The following is an 18999-nucleotide window of genomic DNA, read 5'->3' on the forward strand; positions in this document are numbered from 1 at the left end:
CATAGCTATATTTACATAGCAATTTAGCCAAATGAAAGGCCGCCCGCCAGGGCGGCCCCACAGCCGCATCGCTGATGTCGCGGGCCCAGGCCCAGTCCTCAATCGAAGCGCAAGGTGTAACGCGACTCCGCCGACAGCGCCGTGCCGGCGCGCAAAATCACCGACCAGCCCTTGGACAGCTGGTAAGCCAGCTTCACCGCCTGGTCCGCGCTGCTGATGCCGTACTCGTAGCCAAGATACAGCTCGCGCGTCAGCTGGCGGCCCACCGTCACCACCTGCTCGGCCGGGCTGACCGTGCCGTTGGCCAGGGTCTTTTCCTGGCGGCTGGAGACGCCCAAGTCGTCGAACAGGCCGATGTGGTCGTTCAGCGAGCCGGCCAGCATCAGGCCGGCCGAGGCGGCCAGGTCGTTGTTGTCGCGGTCGCCGCTGGCGGCGCGGCCCAACACCAGCCAGGCCAGCTTGTCCTTGTCCGTCATCGGGTCGTCGGCGATCAGCCTCACCTTGGGCGCAGCCACCGACCCCGTCACCTCCACCCCGGCGCCCACCGGCGACAGCCGGCGCTTGGCCTGCACATTGAGCAGCGGATTGTCCAAGGGTCCGTTGAAGGTGATGGCGCCGAAAGTGATGTCCAGGTCCTGGCCATAAGCCTTGTAGCGGCCCTTCTCCACCTTGACCTGGCCCTTGGCCGCCGGCGCCTCTCCGGGATTGGCGCTGACGTGCACCAAGCCGGACAGCTCGACGTCCAAGCCCTGGCCGGTGAAACGGAAGCGCTCGCCCAGGTCCAGATCCAGCGCCACCGTCAGCGGCATGCTGGCGAAGGCGGACGGTTCCGGCGGCGCGCGGCCCACCACCACCACGTCGGGGCCCAGGTCCGGCGCGCCCAGTTTGGGCAGGCCGACGCGGCCCTGGTCGGCGCGGATGCGGCCGCTCAGCGACAGCTTGCCGCCGACGAAGGCCAACTCGCTCTGGCCGGACACCACCAAGCGGCGATTGGGCTTGTCGAACACGCTGAAGCGCTGCAAGGTCACCTTGAGCCGGGCATCGGGCTGGGCCTCGCTGAGGTCCAGCGTGCCGCTGGCGCTGACTTCGCCCTTGCCGCCGGTGAAGCGCAGCTGCTGCATGAGCAGCGTGCGGCCGTCCACCCGCGCCGCCAGGCTGCCGTTCGCCAGCGCGATGCCGGTGCGGTGGTCCTCCAGCTTGAGCTGCTCGCCGCGGATCGGCCCCTGGGCCTGCGGCTGGGCAAGCGGACCGCTGAGCGCGAGATCAGCGCTCAAGCTGCCGCCCAGCTCCAATCCCGGGCCGGCCAGCTCGGCCAGCGTGGACAAGGCCGGCAGGCTGGCGCGCAGCGTGGCGGACAGCGGCGTATGGCCGTCGATGCGTCCGCCGTTCCAGGGCAGGCTGCCCTGGCCCTGCAGCTGCGCGAAGCGGCTGTCCAACTTGACATCGAAAGCCACGGTGCGGCCATCCAGACGGGCGTCCAGCCGCGCGGCCTTCAGCCCCAGCGGCGCGCTGCGATTCTTGTCCAGCGGCAGTTGCACATCGCCGCCGCTGCGCCACAACGCCAGCTGACCCTGCCCGCTCGACGCCAGGCCCCAGTCGGCGTCAAATTGCAGGTTCTGCTCCAACGGCAGCTTCAGCAACGGGCCCAGCTCAGACAATTTGATGCCGCGGGCGCTGCCGTGCCCGGCCAGCGCGCCATTGGCCTGACGCGTGAAATCCGTCAGGCTCAGGCTGCCGCCCAACAGCGCCAGCCGTGTCGCCCCCAGCTTCACCATGCCATCGCCGCCTAGGGCCATGGACACCGGCGCCAGCAGGCTAAGCCCCGGCTTGCCGCTCAATTCCAGCTTCTGCAAGCTGCCCTGCCAGCCATTGTTCTGGTCCAGGCCGCCTGCGGCGGCCAGTTGCAGGCCATAGGCCAACTGCTCCAGCTGGAAACGGCCGTCCACTTGCAGGCTGTGGCGGGCGCGGGTGCCGCCGGCGCGCGCGTGCAGCTGCTCGGCGCGCAGATCGCCGGCCTGCAGCGCGGCCACGTCCAGGCTCAACTGAAAGGGGCTGGCCTGGTCGGCCTTGACATTGCCGGCAAAACGCAAGGATTGAAGCGCCACCCCACCCGGCAACCTGAGCTTGTCGGCTTGCAGCTTGGCGTCCAACAGCGGCGCCTTGGGCAAGCCGGCCAGCTCGCCCTGGCCCTGCACCGCGCCGGCGAAGCCCGGCCCCAACGGCGACAGATTGGGCGCATGGATGGCCAGTTTCAGCTTGTCGCCGGGCGCGCCGTAGCTCCCGCTGGCCTGCAGCCGGTTATCGGCCAGCCTCAAGTCCAGCAACAGCTGCTTCAGCCGCTGCTGGCCAAACAACAGATTGGCGCTGCCGGACAAGGGTTCGCCGGACAGCTTGCTGGGCGCAAGCTGCAGCTTGGCGCCGATCTCCATCGGCTCGGCCAGCTGGCCGGCCATTTTCAGGGTGGCGTTCAGGTCGCCTTTGGGCAGGCGCGCCTGCACGCGCGAGGGGTCGGCGCGGCTGAGTTTGCCATTGAGTTCGAACAGCTGGCGGCCGGACAGCCCCAGCTTGCCGTTGAGGCTGAGCGCGCCGCCGTCCGCGCCCAGCTCCAGCTTTTTCAGCAATAGCGCGGGCTGCTTGCCGCCGCTCATTTCTGCCAGCGCGTCGGCGCGCAGCAGCTTGCCTTTCAATTGCGCGGCGATGCGCGGCTCGGCCGGCGCGCCCTCTACCGTGACGCGGCCGCTGATCGCGTCGTCGGGCGCGTCGGCGTGCAGCTGGCGCAGCGCCAGCTTGTCCAGGTCCAGCGCCAGCTTGAGCTGCTTGGGCTTCAGCTCGCCCGCCACGCCCAGCCGGCCGCCGGCCAGTTCGGCATGGCTGTTGTACAGCTCCAGCGCCTGCTCATCGGCGCGGAACTCGCCCACCAGCAGCGACAGCGGCAGCTTGTGCGAGGACAGCGCGCCCGGCTCGGCGTTGACCAGGGTCAGGCCGCCCTTGACGCGCTGGCCGGCGTCCGGCTCCGCGAACACGGCAAAGCTGAGCCGGGCCTTGGGCCAGCTGGGCAGGATGGCCTGCGGGTTGATGTTGCCGACGCGCGCATCCAGCCGCACCAGGCGGTTGAACGGGTTGGCGTCGAACGGTTGCAGCGCGCCGGACAGGTCCACGCTGACGCCCTTGCCGTCCAGTTCGCCCAGAAACGCCGGTTTCAGCAGATTGCCGGACAGATCCAGCCGCGCCTTCACCGCCGCCTGTTCCAGCTGGCCGCTGGCGCGCAGCTCGCCGGACAAGGCGAACGGCGTGGCCGCGGCCAGGCTCAGTCCGGCGGAGGCCTCGCCCCACGGCGTTTCCAGCTGGCGCAGCTGCAGGCGGTGGCGCGCGCCGTCGTAGTCATAGCCGGCGCGCAGCCGATACAGGCGAAAGTGGGCCGGCTCCAGGCTCAGGCTGGCCAGGGACAGCTCGCCCACGCTGACATGCAGCGGCAAGGCCAGCGAGCGCGGTGCCTCCAGCGGCGCCGGTTTTTTCTCCGGCGCGGGCTTGCTGGCCAGGCGCACATGGCCCAGGGCCAGCCGGTCTATCTTCAGCTCGCCGCGCCACAGCGCCGACGGCTGCCAGTCCAGCCGCAGCGACTCGACGTCTAGGTCCTCGCCAGTGGCGCGCAGGCGGACATCCTGCAGCTGAAAGCCCTGCCACAAGGTCCCGCGGACCGAAGCCACGCTGAACTGGCCGCCGCTGAGCCGCGCGGCCTGCTTGAGCGACCAGGCGAAACCGGCCGGACTGGCGCTAAGCCAGCCAAGCGCAGCCAGCAGCAGGGCGAGCAACAGCGCCAGCGCGCCAAAGGCATGGCGCCAGCGGCGCGGCCGGGGCGGCCGGGGCGGCGGCGCGGCTTCCGCCGGCTCGGGGGGGGAATTGCGGTTATCGCTCATGATGTTTTAAAAGGCCAGGCCCAGGCTGAGATTCCAACGGATCTTGCCGTCGCTCTCCGCCTTGGCGATATCGAAAGACAGCGGCGCCACCGGGCTCATCCAGCGCAGACCGACGCCGTTGGCGTGCATGGGCTGGAAGCCCTTCCAGCTGTCGCCGGCATTGCCGGCGTCGGAAAACAGCGCCAGATACCAGGCCGGCTTGAGCGGGATCTGGTATTCCACGCTGCCGGTGGCCACCACGCGGCCGCCCAGCACCGAGGCGTTGGGGCCGGGCAGGCCCAGGCTCTGGTAGTCGTAGCCGCGCACGCTGTTGGCGCCGCCGGCGCGGAACAGCAAAGCGGACGGCACCTCGGCGCCATCCTTGGCCCACACCTGGCCCAGCTCGATGCGGCCGACGAAAGTGCCGTACTTGGGGAAGGGCGACCAATAGCCCACCGCACGGCCATAGCCTCGCACAATCGAGGTGGAGGAGCCCAGCAGGCCCAGCGAGCCGGACAGGCGCCCGTCCAGCAGGTAGCCGCTGCGCGGCCGCATCGGATCGTCCACCGCGCGCTGGGTCCAGCCATACACCAGCTGGGTGACATGGGTGTCGCGCGAGGTGATGCCGCCGGCTTCTTCGCTTTCTTTCAAAAACTCCACGCCCAGGCGCGACTCGATATTGCCGCGGCTGCGCACGCGCCAGGCGCCGGCATCCACGGTATTGGTCTTCAAGCCCTGCACGTCTTCGGACTTGAATGAGCTGGTGAGGGAGTGGGAATAGCCGTCGCGCGCGCGCGGGAAACCCAGGCCGAAGCTGACTGACTGTTGCTCGCGCTTCCAGTCCAGCAGCATGGAACCGGTATAGCCGCGCTTGAAGATGTTGTAGTGATCGTAGCCGACGCGCACGCCGGGGCCGACGTCGGAATCGTAGGTCAGACCCAGCTCCAGCTTCTGCCGCGGCAGCTCCACCACGTCCACGTTCACCGGCACCTTGTCGTCCACCACGTGATCGAAATCGGCGCTGACGATGACCGAGGAGAACTGCGGCGTCTGGTCCAGCGCGGCCTGGTAGGCCAGCAGCTTGTCCTGGCTGTACGGCGAACCGTTGTTGAAATCGGCCAGGCCGGTCACCAGCTTCCACGGATAGCGCTGCAGGCCGGCCACCTTGATGCGGCCAAAGCGGATCAGCGGCCCGCTGTCCACCGCCACATCCAGCGTGGCGCGGTTGCTGGCCGGATCTATCCTGGCTTCGCTCTTGACGATGCGCGCCCTGGGAAAGCGGTCGGCCTGCACCTTGCGCAGGATGGCGCGCTTGCTGGCAGCCCAGTCTTCCTGCCGATACGGCGCCCCCAAGGGCAGCGCCCACGCCTCCAGCACCTGGGCGAAACGCTGCTGGTAATCGTCCTGATGGCGGATGGCGCCGTCCAGCCGGAGGGTGACATCATCGATCAAGACCGGCGGTCCCGGCTCCACCTTGAGCACCACGCGATTTCCCGCCTCCCGCGCCGCCTCCACCCGGGCGTGGAAATAGCCCTCGGTCTCCAGCAGCTTCCGCGCCTCGTCCGGCGCGCCCTTGACCAGCGCGTCCAGCCAGGACGAGTCGATGTCCGGGTCCTTTTGCCCACTCACCAGCTCCAGATTGTCGCGCAGCAGCGACGCCAGCCCGGCCGGCGCCTGGATGTCCACCGTGTAATCCAAGGCATGGGCAGGAGCGGCGAGCAAGGCAGCCACCAGCGCCAGCGGCGCGCGACGAAGGATGGGGAGGGGAAAGAAAAAAACGCTTGGCATGGTCGAATTCACAGGGCGATGCAGCATGGTAACGGAACTCGCCAAGGCTGGCGACTCGTTCCACGCGGGGGAAACAAGCCTTGTCAGACCGCTGCGACAGCCCGGGAGTTCAGCGCTGGCGCAACAATGACGCGGGGGTTAAACATCTCCGGCATCGGACACACGTCTCCCATCCTGCGGGCTGTGCCGCCCGGCACTCCGCAGCCGGCCTCTTTATGCAAGTTTGATGCGCTGCGACCAGACTTCTACAGGAATTTAATGGCCCCATCACTACAGTGCGGACTGAGGATGGACTTCAACCACTCGCAACGGAGCGATGCCCATGTCCGCGCTGATCAAGGAAACCAGCCTGCCGGCAGAACCGGAGCCAGGAAGCCGCAAGCGGCTCATGCATTTTCTGACTCACGAAAAACGCTGCTGGCGCCGTCTGGCCTATTGGCTGAGGCAGTTTCAAACCGAAAACCGTCCGCCGCCGCGCTGCTACGCTTGGCGCGCCGCGCCGGACGACTACCCGCAAGACCACGAAGACCTGATGCTGCACTGAACCGAGGGCCGCGCGCCTTATGTCCGCGCCAGCCTGCCGGGCAGCTCCGCCATGTCGACAAAGGTTGCCGCCGCGCCGGCCGACATCAGGTTCTCTCGCGGCGTCAGCGCGGCATAGCCCCATACCGTCATGCCGGCGGCCGCGCCGGCTCGCACGCCGGTCGGCGTATCCTCTATCACCAGGCAACGCGCCGGGGCGACGCCCAGGCTGCGCGACGCATGCAAAAACACGTCCGGCGCCGGCTTGGGCAAGGCCACGTCCTGCGCGCTGAACATCCGCGTCTCGAAGCGCGGCAGCAGCCCCGTCAGGCCCAGCGTGCTCCGCATCTTGCCATGACTGCCGTTGGACGCCACGCAAAACGGCAGCGGCAAGGCCGCCAACATGGCCGGCACGCCGGGCACTACCGTCAAGCCCGCCTCCAGCGCCGCCTGGCTGCGCCGACGATAGGCGGCCTCAAAGCCCGCGGGAGGCGGCATGCCCAGCCTTTCCTCTATCTGCCGCAGGCATTGCGCCATGGACAGGCCGACAAACTGATCGAACATGTCCTGCAAGGTCACGGCCAGGCCCAGCTCGTTGAGCATGGCGGCAAACACGCGGTTGGTCAGGCGTTCGCTGTCCACCAGCACACCGTCGCAGTCAAAAATCACCAGATCGAAAACGGACATCAAGATCTTCCGGCAAAAATCCGATCATGCCATTGACGTGGAGAAAGAGCTGGCGGCAGGAACGCCGAGCGCCCCTCGCCACGCTGGCGGAGCGCCCATACTCCGCCTTATTCAAAGCGCCACCACGATTTTCCCGCCAGCGGCTTGCTGGTCCAGCAGCCGATGCGCGGCCTGAATCTCCTCGAAAGGAAACACGCTGGCGGGCTTGGCTGGAATGCCGCCGCTTTCCGCCCACTCGATGATTTGCTGAAACGGGATCTCGCCAAGCGGATACTCCGCGCCGCCAAAAACCAGGGCGCTGGCGAAAAAGCTCAGATGGCGGCCGCTAGGCAAGTGAGCCATGGGATCGAATGCGGCAAGCGGCTCATGCCCGCCTAAAAAGCCCGCCACGCACACGCGGCCGTTCCGCTTGGCCAAGCGCAGCGAATCCAGCATGGTGGACGTGCCGACCAGATCCAGCACCTTGTCCACGCCTTGGGCTTTGGCATCCGCCATCTGGCTGGATAACGAAGGCGATTCCACCCAGACTTCATCCGCGCCCAAGCGGCGCGCGGCTTCGAACCTGGATGCCTGTCTGACCGTGGCGATGACGCTGGCGCCGCGCAGCTTTGCCAGCGCAAGCGCAGCCTGCCCCAGCGCGGAGAGCGCCCCGCGGATCAGCAGCGTGTCGTCCTTTTGCAGCGCCAGATTGTCATGCAAGCATGTCCAGGCCGTGGCGTACGATTCGGGCAAGGCCGCCAGCTCGGCCCAGCTCAGCGAGGTCTGGATCGGCACGACATGGCTGGCCGGCACGCTGACCCATTCCGCATAGCTGCCGTTGCGGCTGCGTCCCATGCCGCCCATCAAGGCGATGACCGCCTGGCCATGGCTGAGCCGCCCGCTGGGGTCATGCTCCACCTCCCCCGCGCACTCAATGCCGGAAATGGCAGCAACCTCGCCCCATACGCCTTGGCGGAAATACTGTTCCGCACGGTTCAGGCCGAAGGCGCGCACCCTTAGCAATACGTCGCCGTTTGCGGCGATAGGCTTGGGCACGTCCTGAATCTGCAATTGTTCCGGTCCGCCGTATTGCTGTCTCACGATGGCGCGCATCATGTCTGCTCCTCTGTGTTCAATGGATGGTGAGGGCAGTCTAGCGAGGCCTTTGTTTTATAAAAATTTAAAAGATTGGCAAAAGAATGTAAGATTTAATAACAATGGATTTTACCCTACATGAACTCGCGTGCCTGGATGCGGTGCTGAGCGAGGGCAGTTTTCAGGCGGCTGCGCAGAAGCTGCATCGCAGCCACCCCGCCATACATACTGCGGTCAAGAATCTGGAACAGCGCATCGGCTTGGTTTTGCTGGACCGGACCCATTATCGCGTCCGGCTGACGCCGGCCGGAGAGGCTTTTCATCGCCAAGCGCAGGCGCTGTTGCGTCAAGCCGCCGGCTTGAATGCGATATGCGAGCAGCTGCAACGGGGCGAGGAAACCGACCTGCGCGTGGTCATCGGCGATGTGACCCCGACGACGGAGGCCTTGAGCCTGCTGAAGCGTTTTTTCCAGAACTGGCCGCGCACCCGGCTGCATTTGCACTTCGAGGTGATTGGCGGGCCGTGGGAGCGTTTGCTGGCAGAAGAAGCGGACCTGATCCTGCACCATATCGACAAATCCGATACCCGCTTTGAATGGGTCGATCTGTTTCCGGTGGACGTGGTGCCGGTGATCGCGCCCAGCTTGCTGGCGGGCCGAACGCCTGCCGAGATGCGCCCGGACGCGATGCGCGAACTCGTTCAAGTGATCATCCGGGACTCCGCCCGCGCGCCAGGCAGGGATTACTTTCTGATCCAGGATGCCGCCAACTGGACCGTGGCGGACCAACATACCAAAAAGGGCCTGATTCTGGAGGGCATGGGATGGGGCCATATGCCGCTGCATCTGGTGCGCGATGAGCTGGCCAGCGGGGCCTTGCTGTCGCTGGAAGGACGCCATTTCCATCGCAGCCGCTTGGACATTGTCGCGGCAAGGCTCAGCAGCCGCGCCCCAGGGCCGGTGGCAGCCGCCTTATGGGATTATCTGTCGAATGCGCGAAGCCAGTGAGGGGGCGCTTATCCTCGTATCCTTTGGATCCTTATCCGTTCGGTCCCACGCAATCGGCTTACCACATCATTCAAACAGATAACGCACGGGCACCGCAGCCATCCTCCCGGCCAAATGCTCCAGTGATGAAATCTGCCGATACGCCATCGCCTCCCCCTCCGGCCAAGCGTGAAAACCGCTCAGCCAGACCGGCATCATGCCCGCGCGCGACGCGCCCAACACATCGTTGAATGGGTGATCGCCCACATACCAACATGACTCCAACGGCACGCCGAGGGCTTCAGCCGCCAGCCGGAAAATCGCCGCATCCGGCTTGCTCGCGCCAGCGGACTCCGAGCTGACCGTCAGTTCGATGGCCGACGCGAACGGCAAACACGCCACTTTCTCCAGCCGGGTTCGATGGCTGCCGTTAGAGATCACTCCGATGCGGACGCCATTCTCACGCAAATAGGCCACCGCTTCCGCTGCGCCGGGCATCGCCGCGGTGCAAACGGCGTTGTAGCGCTCCCAATGCGCCAGCAACGCGTCCTGCTCCACTTCTTGCCGCCAGGCTATCTCCGTCTTCAAACCATGGGACACCGCTTGCTTGATTGAAACGAACGGCGAGCCGGCCGGCAGGTAGCCGCCGTTATCGCAACGCTTGATCACCTGTGCGGCCTGCTCCGCCCCGCCGGAAGCGATGGCATGGTCGAAATCGCGCCAGAATTGGAGGGCGTAAAGATCGATGCTGTCGTTCCGGTGCACCAGGGTGTTGTCCAGATCGAAGAAAACGGCTTGCGGCAGTGTCATAGCGGAAACTAGAGGTGAAGTGGGAACGATGGCGTGCGTGCGAACCGCATCGCCTTGGAAGCAGGAAAGGCAGCATAAGCACTATGTTGGGCTCCGGAAATCGCGCCCAAGCTTACATGGCAACTCTTATCTCAAACACGCTTGGCATGGCCTGTCGCCAAACGTTCTCTACCCAAACCGATATGCTAAACCACCGCCTGGAACAGCAGGCAATCATCGGCGCTCCAGACATGCTCATCGTCTGACTGATACCCCCGCAGCCACAACACACCCTCGATGCGGCGCAGATAAAAGCCCTTGGGCACGGCAGAATCATCGCACAGCGCAGCGGAGGCCACGGTAAGCGATCCAAACGGCGCCTTGCCGCGCGTGGCCGGCTGCCCGATCGCGCCTTCCGCCTGATCCCGCCATTGCATGCGCAGGTGCGGACCGGTTTCCACAGGACACAGGCTCAGGCCAAGCGCGGCGGCATGCCGGACGATGAGAGGCCAAGTGCCGCCCTGCGCCAGCCCCAAGTCCGCCACGGACAACGCCACGCAGCGCATGGATTGAGCCTCTCCACTTGTGTCGAATCGGGCATCGTCGAACAAGGCATGGGCAAGCGGGTTCAGGCTGACGCCGCCTCTCTCCAGTTCCTCCAGCAGCGCGGCCTTACTGACACCGCCTATCCGTATCGAATGCTCCACGCCCAGTCCCCGCACACGCTGGTCAGCAACCATTTTATTCCTACCTCCGCAGCCAAAATCCAAACATCATATCACTCAAGCAAAATAGAAGAGCAAGCCGCCAGGCTTGCTCTCTTTTTCCCGGCTGCAATCCATTCGATGCCGGACCCCGCGCAAGTTGGCGCTGGGCAGCAAAGCTAGGGGCGCCGCGCCTTGCACCTGCGATGGCATTGATTTGCCGTATTTCCCAGCCCAAATAAAAAGGGCAAGCCCCCAGGCTTGCCCTTTCTTCGTTCGAAAGCGATCAATCAAGACCGCCAATCAAATCAATCTTACTTCTTGCGTTGCGGCGGCAGGTCCGTGCAGGTGCCGTGCGCCACTTCCGCGGCCATGCCGATGGACTCGCCCATGGTCGGGTGCGGGTGGATGGTCTTGCCAATGTCGGTCGCGTCGCAACCCATCTCGATCGCCAGGCACACCTCGCCGATCATGTCGCCGGCGTGCGGGCCGACGATGCCGCCGCCGATGATCTGGTGGCTTTCGGCGTCGAAGATCAGCTTGGTGAAGCCTTCGTCGCGGCCGTTGGCGATGGCGCGGCCGGAGGCGGCCCACGGGAACACGCCCTTCTCGATCTTCAGGCCTTGCTTCTTGGCTTCGTCTTCGGTCACGCCCACCCAGGCCACTTCCGGATCGGTGTAGGCCACGCCCGGGATCACGCGGGCGTCGAAGTAGGACTTCATGCCGGCGCAGTTTTCCGCCGCCACGTGGCCTTCATGCACGCCCTTGTGCGCCAGCATCGGCTGGCCGACGATGTCGCCGATGGCGAAGATGTGCGGCACATTGGTGCGCTGCTGCTTGTCCACCTGGATGAAACCGCGGTCGGTCACCGCGATGCCGGCGTTTTCCGCGCCGATCAGCTTGCCGTTCGGCGCGCGGCCGGTGGCGTACAGCACCAGATCGTAGCGTTGCGGCTCTTTCGGGGCTTGCGCGCCTTCAAAAGTCACCCACACGCCGTCGTCCTTCGGCTCCACGGCCACGGTCTTGGTGTTCAGCATGATGTTGTCGAAACGGTGGGCGTTCCACTTCTGCCATACCTTGACCAGGTCGCGGTCGGCGCCTTGCATCAGGCCGTCCAGCATTTCCACCACGTCCAGGCGCGCGCCCAGCGTGGAGTAGACGGTGCCCATTTCCAGGCCGATGATGCCACCGCCGATGATCAGCATGCGGTCGGCCACGCCCTTCAGCTCCAGCGCGCCGGTGGAGTCCACCACGCGCGGGTCGTTCGGGATGAACGGCAGCTTCACCACGCGGGAGCCGGCGGCGATGATGGCGTGCTTGAACTTGACGATCTTCTTCTCGCCGGACTCTTCGCGGCCCTTGCCGGTGGTCAGCGAGACTTCGATGTGGTGCGGGTCGATGAAGTGGCCGTTGCCGCGCACGATCTCCACCTTGCGCGCCTTGGCCATGCCGCCCAGGCCGCCGGTCAGCTTGGCGATGACCTTTTCCTTGTAGCCGCGCAGCATGTCGATGTCCACTTCCGGCTTGCCGAACTTGATGCCGTTGGCGGCCAGGTGGCTCACTTCGTCGATCACCGCGGCGTTGTGCAGCAGCGCCTTGGACGGGATGCAACCCACGTTCAGGCACACGCCGCCCAGGGTGGCGTAACGCTCGACGATGACCACTTTCAGGCCCAGGTCGGCCGCGCGGAAGGCGGCGGAGTAACCGCCAGGGCCGCCGCCCAGCACCATCACGTCGCATTCGATGTCGGCGCCGCCGCTATGGCTGGCGGCCACCGGAGCGGCTTGCGGGGCGAAGCCGGCTTGGGTGGTAGCGGAGGCCACACCCACGGTTTCCACCGGTTTCACTTCGGACGAGGCCGGAGCCGCGGCGGCTGCGCCGGCGGCTTCCAGAATGACCACCAGGTCGCCCTCGGACACTTTGCTGCCCACGCTCACGCGCACTTCCTTGACGGTGCCGGCGGCTTCAGCCGGCACTTCCATGGTGGCTTTGTCGGTTTCCAGCGTGATCAGGCTGGCTTCTTTTTCGATCACGTCGCCCGGCTTGACGAACACTTCGATCACGTCCACGTTGTTGTGGCCGCCGATGTCCGGGACTTTCAATTCGATCAGATTGCTCATGGCTTTCCATCCGCAATATTGGGAGGCCGGCGCGGGGCCGGCCGCCTCGAGTCTGGGCTTGATGCCGTAGGGCGGAAGCCCGCCAAGCGGGCGCTCCGCCTACCTATCCGGTAACAAATGGCGGAACGCCTCGGCAAGCCGAGGCTTCCGCCCTACGGTTACAGGATCAGACGGCGCACGTCGGTCAGCAGCTTGCCCAGGTGCACGGTGAAGCGGGCCGCGGCCGCGCCGTCGATCACGCGGTGATCGAAGGACAGGGAGAGCGGGCACATCAGGCGCGGCGCGAATTCCTTGCCGTTCCACACCGGCTTGATCTGCGACTTGCAGACGCCAAGGATGGCCACTTCCGGCGCGTTGACGATAGGCGTGAAGCTGGTGCCGCCGATGCCGCCCAGGGACGAGATGGTGAAGGTCGCGCCCTGCATGTCGGTCGGCTTCAGCTTGCCTTCGCGGGCCAGCTTGGACAGGTCGGTCAGTTCCTGGGCGATCTGGCGCAGGCCCTTCTTGTCCGCGTCCTTGATTACCGGCACCACCAGGCCGTTAGGCGTGTCGGCGGCGAAACCGATGTGGTAGTACTGCTTCAGCACCAGGTTGTCGCCGTCCAGCGAGCTGTTGAAGGTCGGGAAGGCCTTCAGCGCCTCGGCGGCGGCCTTGATGATGAAGGCCAGCGGGCTGATCTTCAGGCCGGACTTTTCCCATTCCTTGCCCACGGTCTTGCGGAAGTCTTCCAGCTCGGTGATGTCGCACTCGTCGTTGAACGTGACGTGCGGGATCATCACCCAGTTGCGCGACAGGTTGGCGCCGGAGATCTTCTGGATGCGGGACAGCGGCTTGGTTTCGATCGGGCCGAACTTGGCGAAGTCCACCTTCGGCCACGGCAGCAGGTCCAGACCCGCGCCGGAGCCGGCCGGCGCGGCGGCCGGAGCCAGAATAGCCGGGTTCTGCATCACGCCCTTGACGAAGGCCTTGACGTCGTCTTCGGTGATGCGGCCCTTGCGGCCGTTGCCCTTCACCTTGCCCAGGTCCACGCCCAGCTCGCGCGCCAGGCGGCGCACGGACGGACCGGCGTGGGCCTTGGAGAAGGCGATTTCGTCGATGGCGGCGGACACGGCGGCGGCTACCGGCGCCACGGCCGGCGCGGCTGCAGGCGCGGCGGCGACCTGGGCCGGAGCGGCCGGGGCTGCTGCCGGAACCGGCGCAGCGGCTGCCGGGGCGGAGGCGGCTGCGACAGCGCCTTCCACCACGACGATCAGGTCGCCTTCGCTGACCTTGTCGCCCACCTTGATCTTCACTTCCACCACCTTGCCGGCGGCGGTAGCCGGCACTTCCATGGTGGCCTTGTCGGTTTCCAGCGTGATCAGGCTGTCGTCGACGGCGATGTCGTCGCCCACTTTGACAGTCACTTCGATCACGTCGACGCCGTTATGGCCGCCGATGTCCGGCACGCGGATTTCGCTGCGGCCGGAAGCCGCCGGCGCGGCAGCAGGAGCGGCGGCCACCGGAGCCGGGGCAGCGGCCGGAGCGGCTGCGGGTGCCGGCGCGGCTGCTGCCGGGGCCGGAGCGGACGCGGCGGCGCCCACTTCCAGGATGGCGATCACGTCGCCTTCGGAAATCTTGCCGCCCACGGCGACTTTCACTTCCTTGATCACGCCGGCGGCTTCGGCCGGCACTTCCATGGTGGCCTTGTCGGTTTCCAGGGTGATCAGGGAGTCGTCCACGGACACGGTCTGGCCCGGGGCGATGAATACTTCGATGATGTCTACGTTGCTGTGACCGCCGATGTCGGGCACTTTCAGTTCGATCAGATTGCTCATGAGCTTTCCATTCGTAGGGCGGAAACCCCTCTCGGGGCATTCCGCCGGATATCCGCTACAGATTCGCTTGCCTTGCCAAAACGGAAGCTCCCGGCCTGGGCCGGGGCTTCCGTTCAGGAATTACACCTTCCAGCTCGGCAGCTTGTCGGTCTTGATGCCGTACTTGGCGATGGCCTCGGCCACCTTGGCGCCGTCGATCTTGCCGTCGCGGGCCAGGGCGGACAGGGCCGCCAGCGCCACGTGGTAGCGATCCACCTCGAAGAAGGAGCGCAGGTTGGCGCGGCTGTCCGAGCGGCCGAAGCCGTCGGTGCCCAGCACGACGTAGCGGCCCGGCACGTAGGCGCGGATCTGGTCGGCGTAGTTGCGGATGTAGTCGGTCGCGGCGATCACCGGGCCGTTGCGGCCGGCCAGCTGCTGTTCGACGTAGGAGGAACGGGCCTCGGCGGTCGGGTTCAGCAGGTTGTGGCGCTCGGCTTCCATGCCGTCGCGGCGCAGCTGGTTGAAGGAGGTCACGCTCCAGATGTCGGCGCCGATGCCGAAGTCGGCCTTCAGCAGATCGGCCGCGGCCATCACTTCGCGCAGGATGGTGCCGGAGCCCATCAGCTGCACCTTGATCTTGGCGTCGCCGCCGTCCTGCAGCAGGTACATGCCCTTCAGGATGCCCTCTTCCGCGCCTGCCGGCATCGCCGGGTGAACGTAGTTTTCGTTCATCAGGGTCAGGTAGTAGAAGACGTCCTCTTGTTCCGCGTACATGCGGCGCATGCCGTCCTGCACGATCACGGCCAGCTCGTAGGCGAAGGTCGGGTCGTAGCTGATGCAGTTCGGGATCAGGCCGGCCTGGATGTGGCTGTGGCCGTCTTCGTGCTGCAGGCCTTCGCCGTTCAGCGTGGTACGGCCGGCGGTGCCGCCCAGCAGGAAGCCGCGGGCGCGCATGTCGCCGGCAGCCCAGGCCAGATCGCCGATGCGCTGGAAGCCGAACATCGAGTAGTAGATGTAGAACGGAATCATCGGCTGGCTGCTGTTGGCGTAGCTGGTCGCCGCGGCGATCCAGTCGGCCATCGCGCCCGGCTCGTTGATGCCTTCCTGCAGAATCTGGCCGTCCTTGGATTCCTTGTAGAACATCAGCTGGTCATGGTCCTGCGGCACGTAGTTCTGACCCTGGGTGGACCAGATGCCGTACTGGCGGAACATGCCTTCCATGCCGAAGGTGCGGGATTCGTCCGGCACGATGGGCACGATGCGCTTGCCGATGTTCTTGTCCTTCATGATGGTGCCCAGCATGCGGACGAAGGCCATCGTGGTGGAGAACTCGCGGTCGCCCGAGCTTTGCAGCTGCGCGTCGAAGGCGGACAGTTCCGGCACGGCCAGCGGGTGGTTCACCGGCTTGCGGGCCGGCAGGTAGCCGCCCAGCGCCGCGCGGCGTTCGCGCATGTACTTCATTTCCGGGCTGTCTTCCGGCGGCAGGTAGTACGGGACCTTGGCCAGGTCTTCGTCGGACACCGGGATGCCGAAGCGGTCGCGGAAGTTGCGCAGGCTTTCCAGGTCCATCTTCTTGGCCTGGTGGGCGATGTTCTTGGCTTCGCCGGACGCGCCCATGCCGTAACCCTTGATGGTTTTGGCCAGGATCACGGTCGGACGGCCGTTGGCGTTGTGGGTGGCCTCGTGGTAAGCCGCGTACACCTTGTGCGGGTCATGGCCGCCGCGATTGAGGTTCCACACCTCTTCGTCGGACATATTGGCCACCATTTCGCGCAGCTCCGGGTACTTGCCGAAGAAGTGCTCGCGCACGTAAGCGCCGTCCTTGGACTTGAAGGTCTGGTAGTCGCCGTCCACGCACTCGTCCATGCGCTTCTTCAAGAGGCCCTTGGTGTCCATGGCCAGCAGCGGGTCCCAGCGGGAGCCCCAGATCACTTTCAGCACGTTCCAGCCGGAACCGCGGAAGTCGCCTTCCAGCTCCTGGATGATCTTGCCGTTGCCGCGCACCGGGCCGTCCAGACGCTGCAGGTTGCAGTTGATCACGAACACCAGGTTGTCCAGGCCTTCGCGCGCGGCCATGGCGATGGCGCCCAGCGATTCCGGCTCGTCCATTTCGCCGTCGCCGCAGAAGCACCACACCTTGCGGCCCATGGTCTTGGCCAGGCCGCGGCTTTCCAGGTACTTCAGGAAGCGGGCCTGGTAGATGGCCATCAACGGGCCCAGGCCCATGGATACGGTGGGGAACTGCCAGAAGTCCTTCATCAGCCACGGGTGCGGGTAGGAAGACAGGCCCTTGCCGTCCACTTCCTGGCGGAAGCTGTCCAGCTGCTCGGCGGACAGGCGGCCTTCCATGAAGGCGCGGGCGTACACGCCCGGCGCGATGTGGCCTTGGAAATAGATCAGATCGCCGTCTTGCTCGTCGTTCTGGGCGCGCCAGAAGTGGTTGAAGCCGACGTCGTACAGCGTGGCGGAGGATTGGAAGGACGCGATGTGGCCGCCCAGCTCCAGATCTTTCTTGCCGGCGCGCAGCACCATGGCGGCGGCGTTCCAGCGGTTGATCGAGCGGATGCGATGCTCCATCTCGTGATTGCCCGGGGATTTGGCTTCTTTACCCACCGGGATGGTGTTCTGGTACGCGGTGGTAGCGTCGAACGGCAGGTGGGCGCCGCGGCGGCGGGTGCGCTCCACCATCTTTTCCAGCAGGAAGTGGGCGCGTTCCGCGCCTTCGTTGTCCAGCACCGATTCCAGCGCTTCAGTCCACTCCTGGGTTTCCAACGGGTCGATATCGTCAGGGAAAGTTGCAGCCATCTCTGGTCCTCACAGCGGGTGACAGTCGGGGACCGAGTCATGCTGGCCGGCCCCGCATTATGTTTTTGACTCGCAAGCGAGCCAAATATTTGATTTGCGATTATAAACGAACGGATTCGCAAATAAAAATGTTCATTTGCGAATGATCAACGCGAGACCTTGCCAGTGTACGACTGGAAGGATTCGAAAAGGAATAGCCAGGACGGCGATTGACGAGCGCAAGGCGCAAAAACCATCCATGGTGCAACGCATCATGTTGTTTTTTTGCGATAAATCGCTCGTATTTGAAACATTTGTTTCAATTGCGCTCAGCCTTGCGCTCCTCCTTGGCCAGGGGGCCAAGCTCGCGCAACCGCGCTTCCACCATGGATCGGAGGTAAAAATCGTCGCCCTTGGCCTTGCTGGCCAGCTGGAACTGCTCCTGCGCCGCGCTATAGCGTTGTTCGTAATAGAACGCATTGCCCAAGGCCGCGTGGTAGCGCAGCGGGTCTTGGTCGGCATACAGCTTGGCCTCGCGCCGGTACAGCGCCGGATCATCGCGCTTGTTGTCCAGCAACTGGCGCAGCAACGACTGCGCCGTCTTGCGGTCATTGCTGTCCAGGGCCACGTCGACCTGGGCCAGCAGCAGCGGCTCGCTGCGCGGGAACACGGCCAGTCCGGCGCGCGCCGCCTTCGCCGCGCCGGCCCAGTCGCGGCTGTCGCGGGCGATCTCCACTTCCAGGCCATACAGCATGGCGTTGTCCGGCAGCTTGGCCCTCGCCTTGGCCAGCGCCTCGGTTGCGCCGGCGCGGTCGTGCTGCAACAGTTTGGCGCGCGCCAGGCCATACCAGTTGGCGCCCTCGCTCAGATACAGGCCGCGCGCCAAGGTGTTGTTGTAATACGAAACAGCTTCCTCCGGCGCCATGGTGAGGGTGCGCAGCTTCTCCCGCACCAAGAGGTAATCCGTGCTGTCGGCGCGCATTTTCACCGGATAGCTCAGCGCGCGGTTTTCCGCCTCGCTGATCCGCTCCACCGTTACCGGGTGAGTGCGCAAGAAGGCGAAGGCGGAGGTGTCGCTATAGCGGCTGGCCTGGTCCAGCCGCTGGAAGAAAGAGGCCATATTGCGCACGTCGAAACCGGCCGCCGCCATGTATTGCATGCCGACGCGGTCGGCCTCGCGTTCGAAATCGCGCGAAAACGCCAACTGGCGCGAGATGGACAGCCCCATGCCGGCCGACACGGCGCCCACGGCCCCTTCGCCGTTGCCCGCCTTGGCCGCCAGCGCGGCGGCGACGATGGTGCCCAGCAAGAGCAGCGGGCTGGTGGCGCTGTTGGCCGCCTGCATGCGCGCGATATGGCGCTGGGCGACGTGGGCGGTTTCATGGCCCAGCACGCCGGCCAGTTCGCCCTCGCTTTGCGTGGCCAGCAGCAGGCCGATGTTGACGCCCACATAACCGCCAGGCATGGCGAAAGCGTTGATGCCGGGGTCAGCCACGCAGAAATAGGTGAAGTGCACGCCAGGCACCGCGGCGGCGGCGGCCAGGCGGCTGCCGATATCGTTGAGATAGCCATTGACCTCGGCGTCGTCCAGCACGTCGCCGGCCTCGCGCATGGCGCGCCAAGCGTTGCGTCCGATGCGCGCCTCGTCGGACAGGGAAAGGGAGGCGTCGGAGACCTCTCCCAGATCGGGCAGGTCGGCGCGGACGGACAGCGGCTGCGCCAGGACCGAGGCGAGCAGCGCGCACAAGAGGCTGCGTTTCATCATGGGGCTTATGATAGCCCCGTTGCGATGAAAGTTGCATTGGCCGCGCCGCGCGCATTGCTAAACAATTGTTGGCTCGCCATTCATGACGAAA

The 18999-nt window shown here is 65.6% G+C and carries 12 protein-coding genes; 2 read left to right on the forward strand and 10 right to left on the reverse strand.

Translation table 11 applies throughout. From position 1 onward, the window contains the following. Window positions 1–98: 98 nt before the first annotated feature. Both FYK34_RS15975 and FYK34_RS15980 read right to left on the reverse strand, forming a co-directional pair. Window positions 99–3917, reverse strand: coding sequence for a translocation/assembly module TamB domain-containing protein (locus FYK34_RS15975; RefSeq protein ID WP_174774527.1), 3819 nt, complete (start codon window positions 3915–3917; stop codon window positions 99–101). A 6-nt stretch (window positions 3918–3923) separates the two neighbouring features. Next, window positions 3924–5684: an autotransporter assembly complex protein TamA gene (locus FYK34_RS15980; RefSeq protein WP_149298110.1), complete on the reverse strand. Its 1761-nt coding sequence runs from the start codon at window positions 5682–5684 to the stop codon at window positions 3924–3926. A 322-nt stretch (window positions 5685–6006) separates the two neighbouring features. On the opposite strand from FYK34_RS15980, the gene FYK34_RS15985 reads away from it, so the two are divergent. Next, window positions 6007–6228 (forward strand): hypothetical protein, encoded by a 222-nt coding sequence (locus tag FYK34_RS15985; RefSeq protein ID WP_149298112.1) that lies wholly within the window; start codon window positions 6007–6009, stop codon window positions 6226–6228. Between the two features lie 17 nt (window positions 6229–6245). Here FYK34_RS15985 and FYK34_RS15990 read toward each other — a convergent pair whose 3' ends face one another. Together FYK34_RS15990 and FYK34_RS15995 are read right to left on the reverse strand one after the other, a co-directional pair. Next, window positions 6246–6893, reverse strand: a complete 648-nt coding sequence (locus FYK34_RS15990; RefSeq protein ID WP_149298114.1) for an HAD family hydrolase — start codon at window positions 6891–6893, stop codon at window positions 6246–6248. A gap of 111 nt (window positions 6894–7004) precedes the next feature. Further along, complete coding sequence (locus FYK34_RS15995) at window positions 7005–7988, reverse strand: zinc-binding dehydrogenase (RefSeq protein WP_196782512.1); 984 nt, start codon at window positions 7986–7988, stop codon at window positions 7005–7007. A 101-nt stretch (window positions 7989–8089) separates the two neighbouring features. Between FYK34_RS15995 and FYK34_RS16000 the strand changes: the two genes are divergently transcribed. Next, the gene (locus FYK34_RS16000) at window positions 8090–8974 is read left to right on the forward strand and encodes a LysR family transcriptional regulator (RefSeq protein WP_149298116.1); all 885 of its coding nucleotides are present in this window, start codon (window positions 8090–8092) and stop codon (window positions 8972–8974) included. Between the two features lie 66 nt (window positions 8975–9040). Here FYK34_RS16000 and FYK34_RS16005 read toward each other — a convergent pair whose 3' ends face one another. From FYK34_RS16005 to FYK34_RS16030, 6 genes are all read right to left on the reverse strand, one after another. After that, window positions 9041–9763, reverse strand: a complete 723-nt coding sequence (locus FYK34_RS16005) for an HAD family hydrolase (protein ID WP_149298118.1) — start codon at window positions 9761–9763, stop codon at window positions 9041–9043. 185 nt (window positions 9764–9948) lie between these two features. Then, window positions 9949–10482, reverse strand: coding sequence for a helicase (locus tag FYK34_RS16010; RefSeq protein WP_149298120.1), 534 nt, complete (start codon window positions 10480–10482; stop codon window positions 9949–9951). Window positions 10483–10760: 278 nt separating this feature from the next. After that, window positions 10761–12566: a dihydrolipoyl dehydrogenase gene (lpdA, locus tag FYK34_RS16015; protein WP_149298122.1), complete on the reverse strand. Its 1806-nt coding sequence runs from the start codon at window positions 12564–12566 to the stop codon at window positions 10761–10763. A gap of 158 nt (window positions 12567–12724) precedes the next feature. Beyond that, window positions 12725–14380 carry a dihydrolipoyllysine-residue acetyltransferase gene (aceF, locus tag FYK34_RS16020; protein WP_149298125.1) on the reverse strand — a complete coding sequence of 552 codons (1656 nt, stop codon included), beginning with the start codon at window positions 14378–14380 and terminating at the stop codon, window positions 12725–12727. A 120-nt stretch (window positions 14381–14500) separates the two neighbouring features. Continuing rightward, window positions 14501–17164, reverse strand: a complete 2664-nt coding sequence (aceE, locus tag FYK34_RS16025) for a pyruvate dehydrogenase (acetyl-transferring), homodimeric type (protein WP_149298127.1) — start codon at window positions 17162–17164, stop codon at window positions 14501–14503. A gap of 298 nt (window positions 17165–17462) precedes the next feature. Next, the gene (locus FYK34_RS16030; RefSeq protein WP_231137290.1) at window positions 17463–18908 is read right to left on the reverse strand and encodes a M48 family metalloprotease; all 1446 of its coding nucleotides are present in this window, start codon (window positions 18906–18908) and stop codon (window positions 17463–17465) included. Between the last annotated feature and the right edge of the window lie 91 nt (window positions 18909–18999).

The sequence above is a fragment of the Chromobacterium paludis genome (assembly GCF_008275125.1).
In the GTDB taxonomy this organism is placed as follows: Bacteria; Pseudomonadota; Gammaproteobacteria; order Burkholderiales; family Chromobacteriaceae; genus Chromobacterium; species Chromobacterium paludis.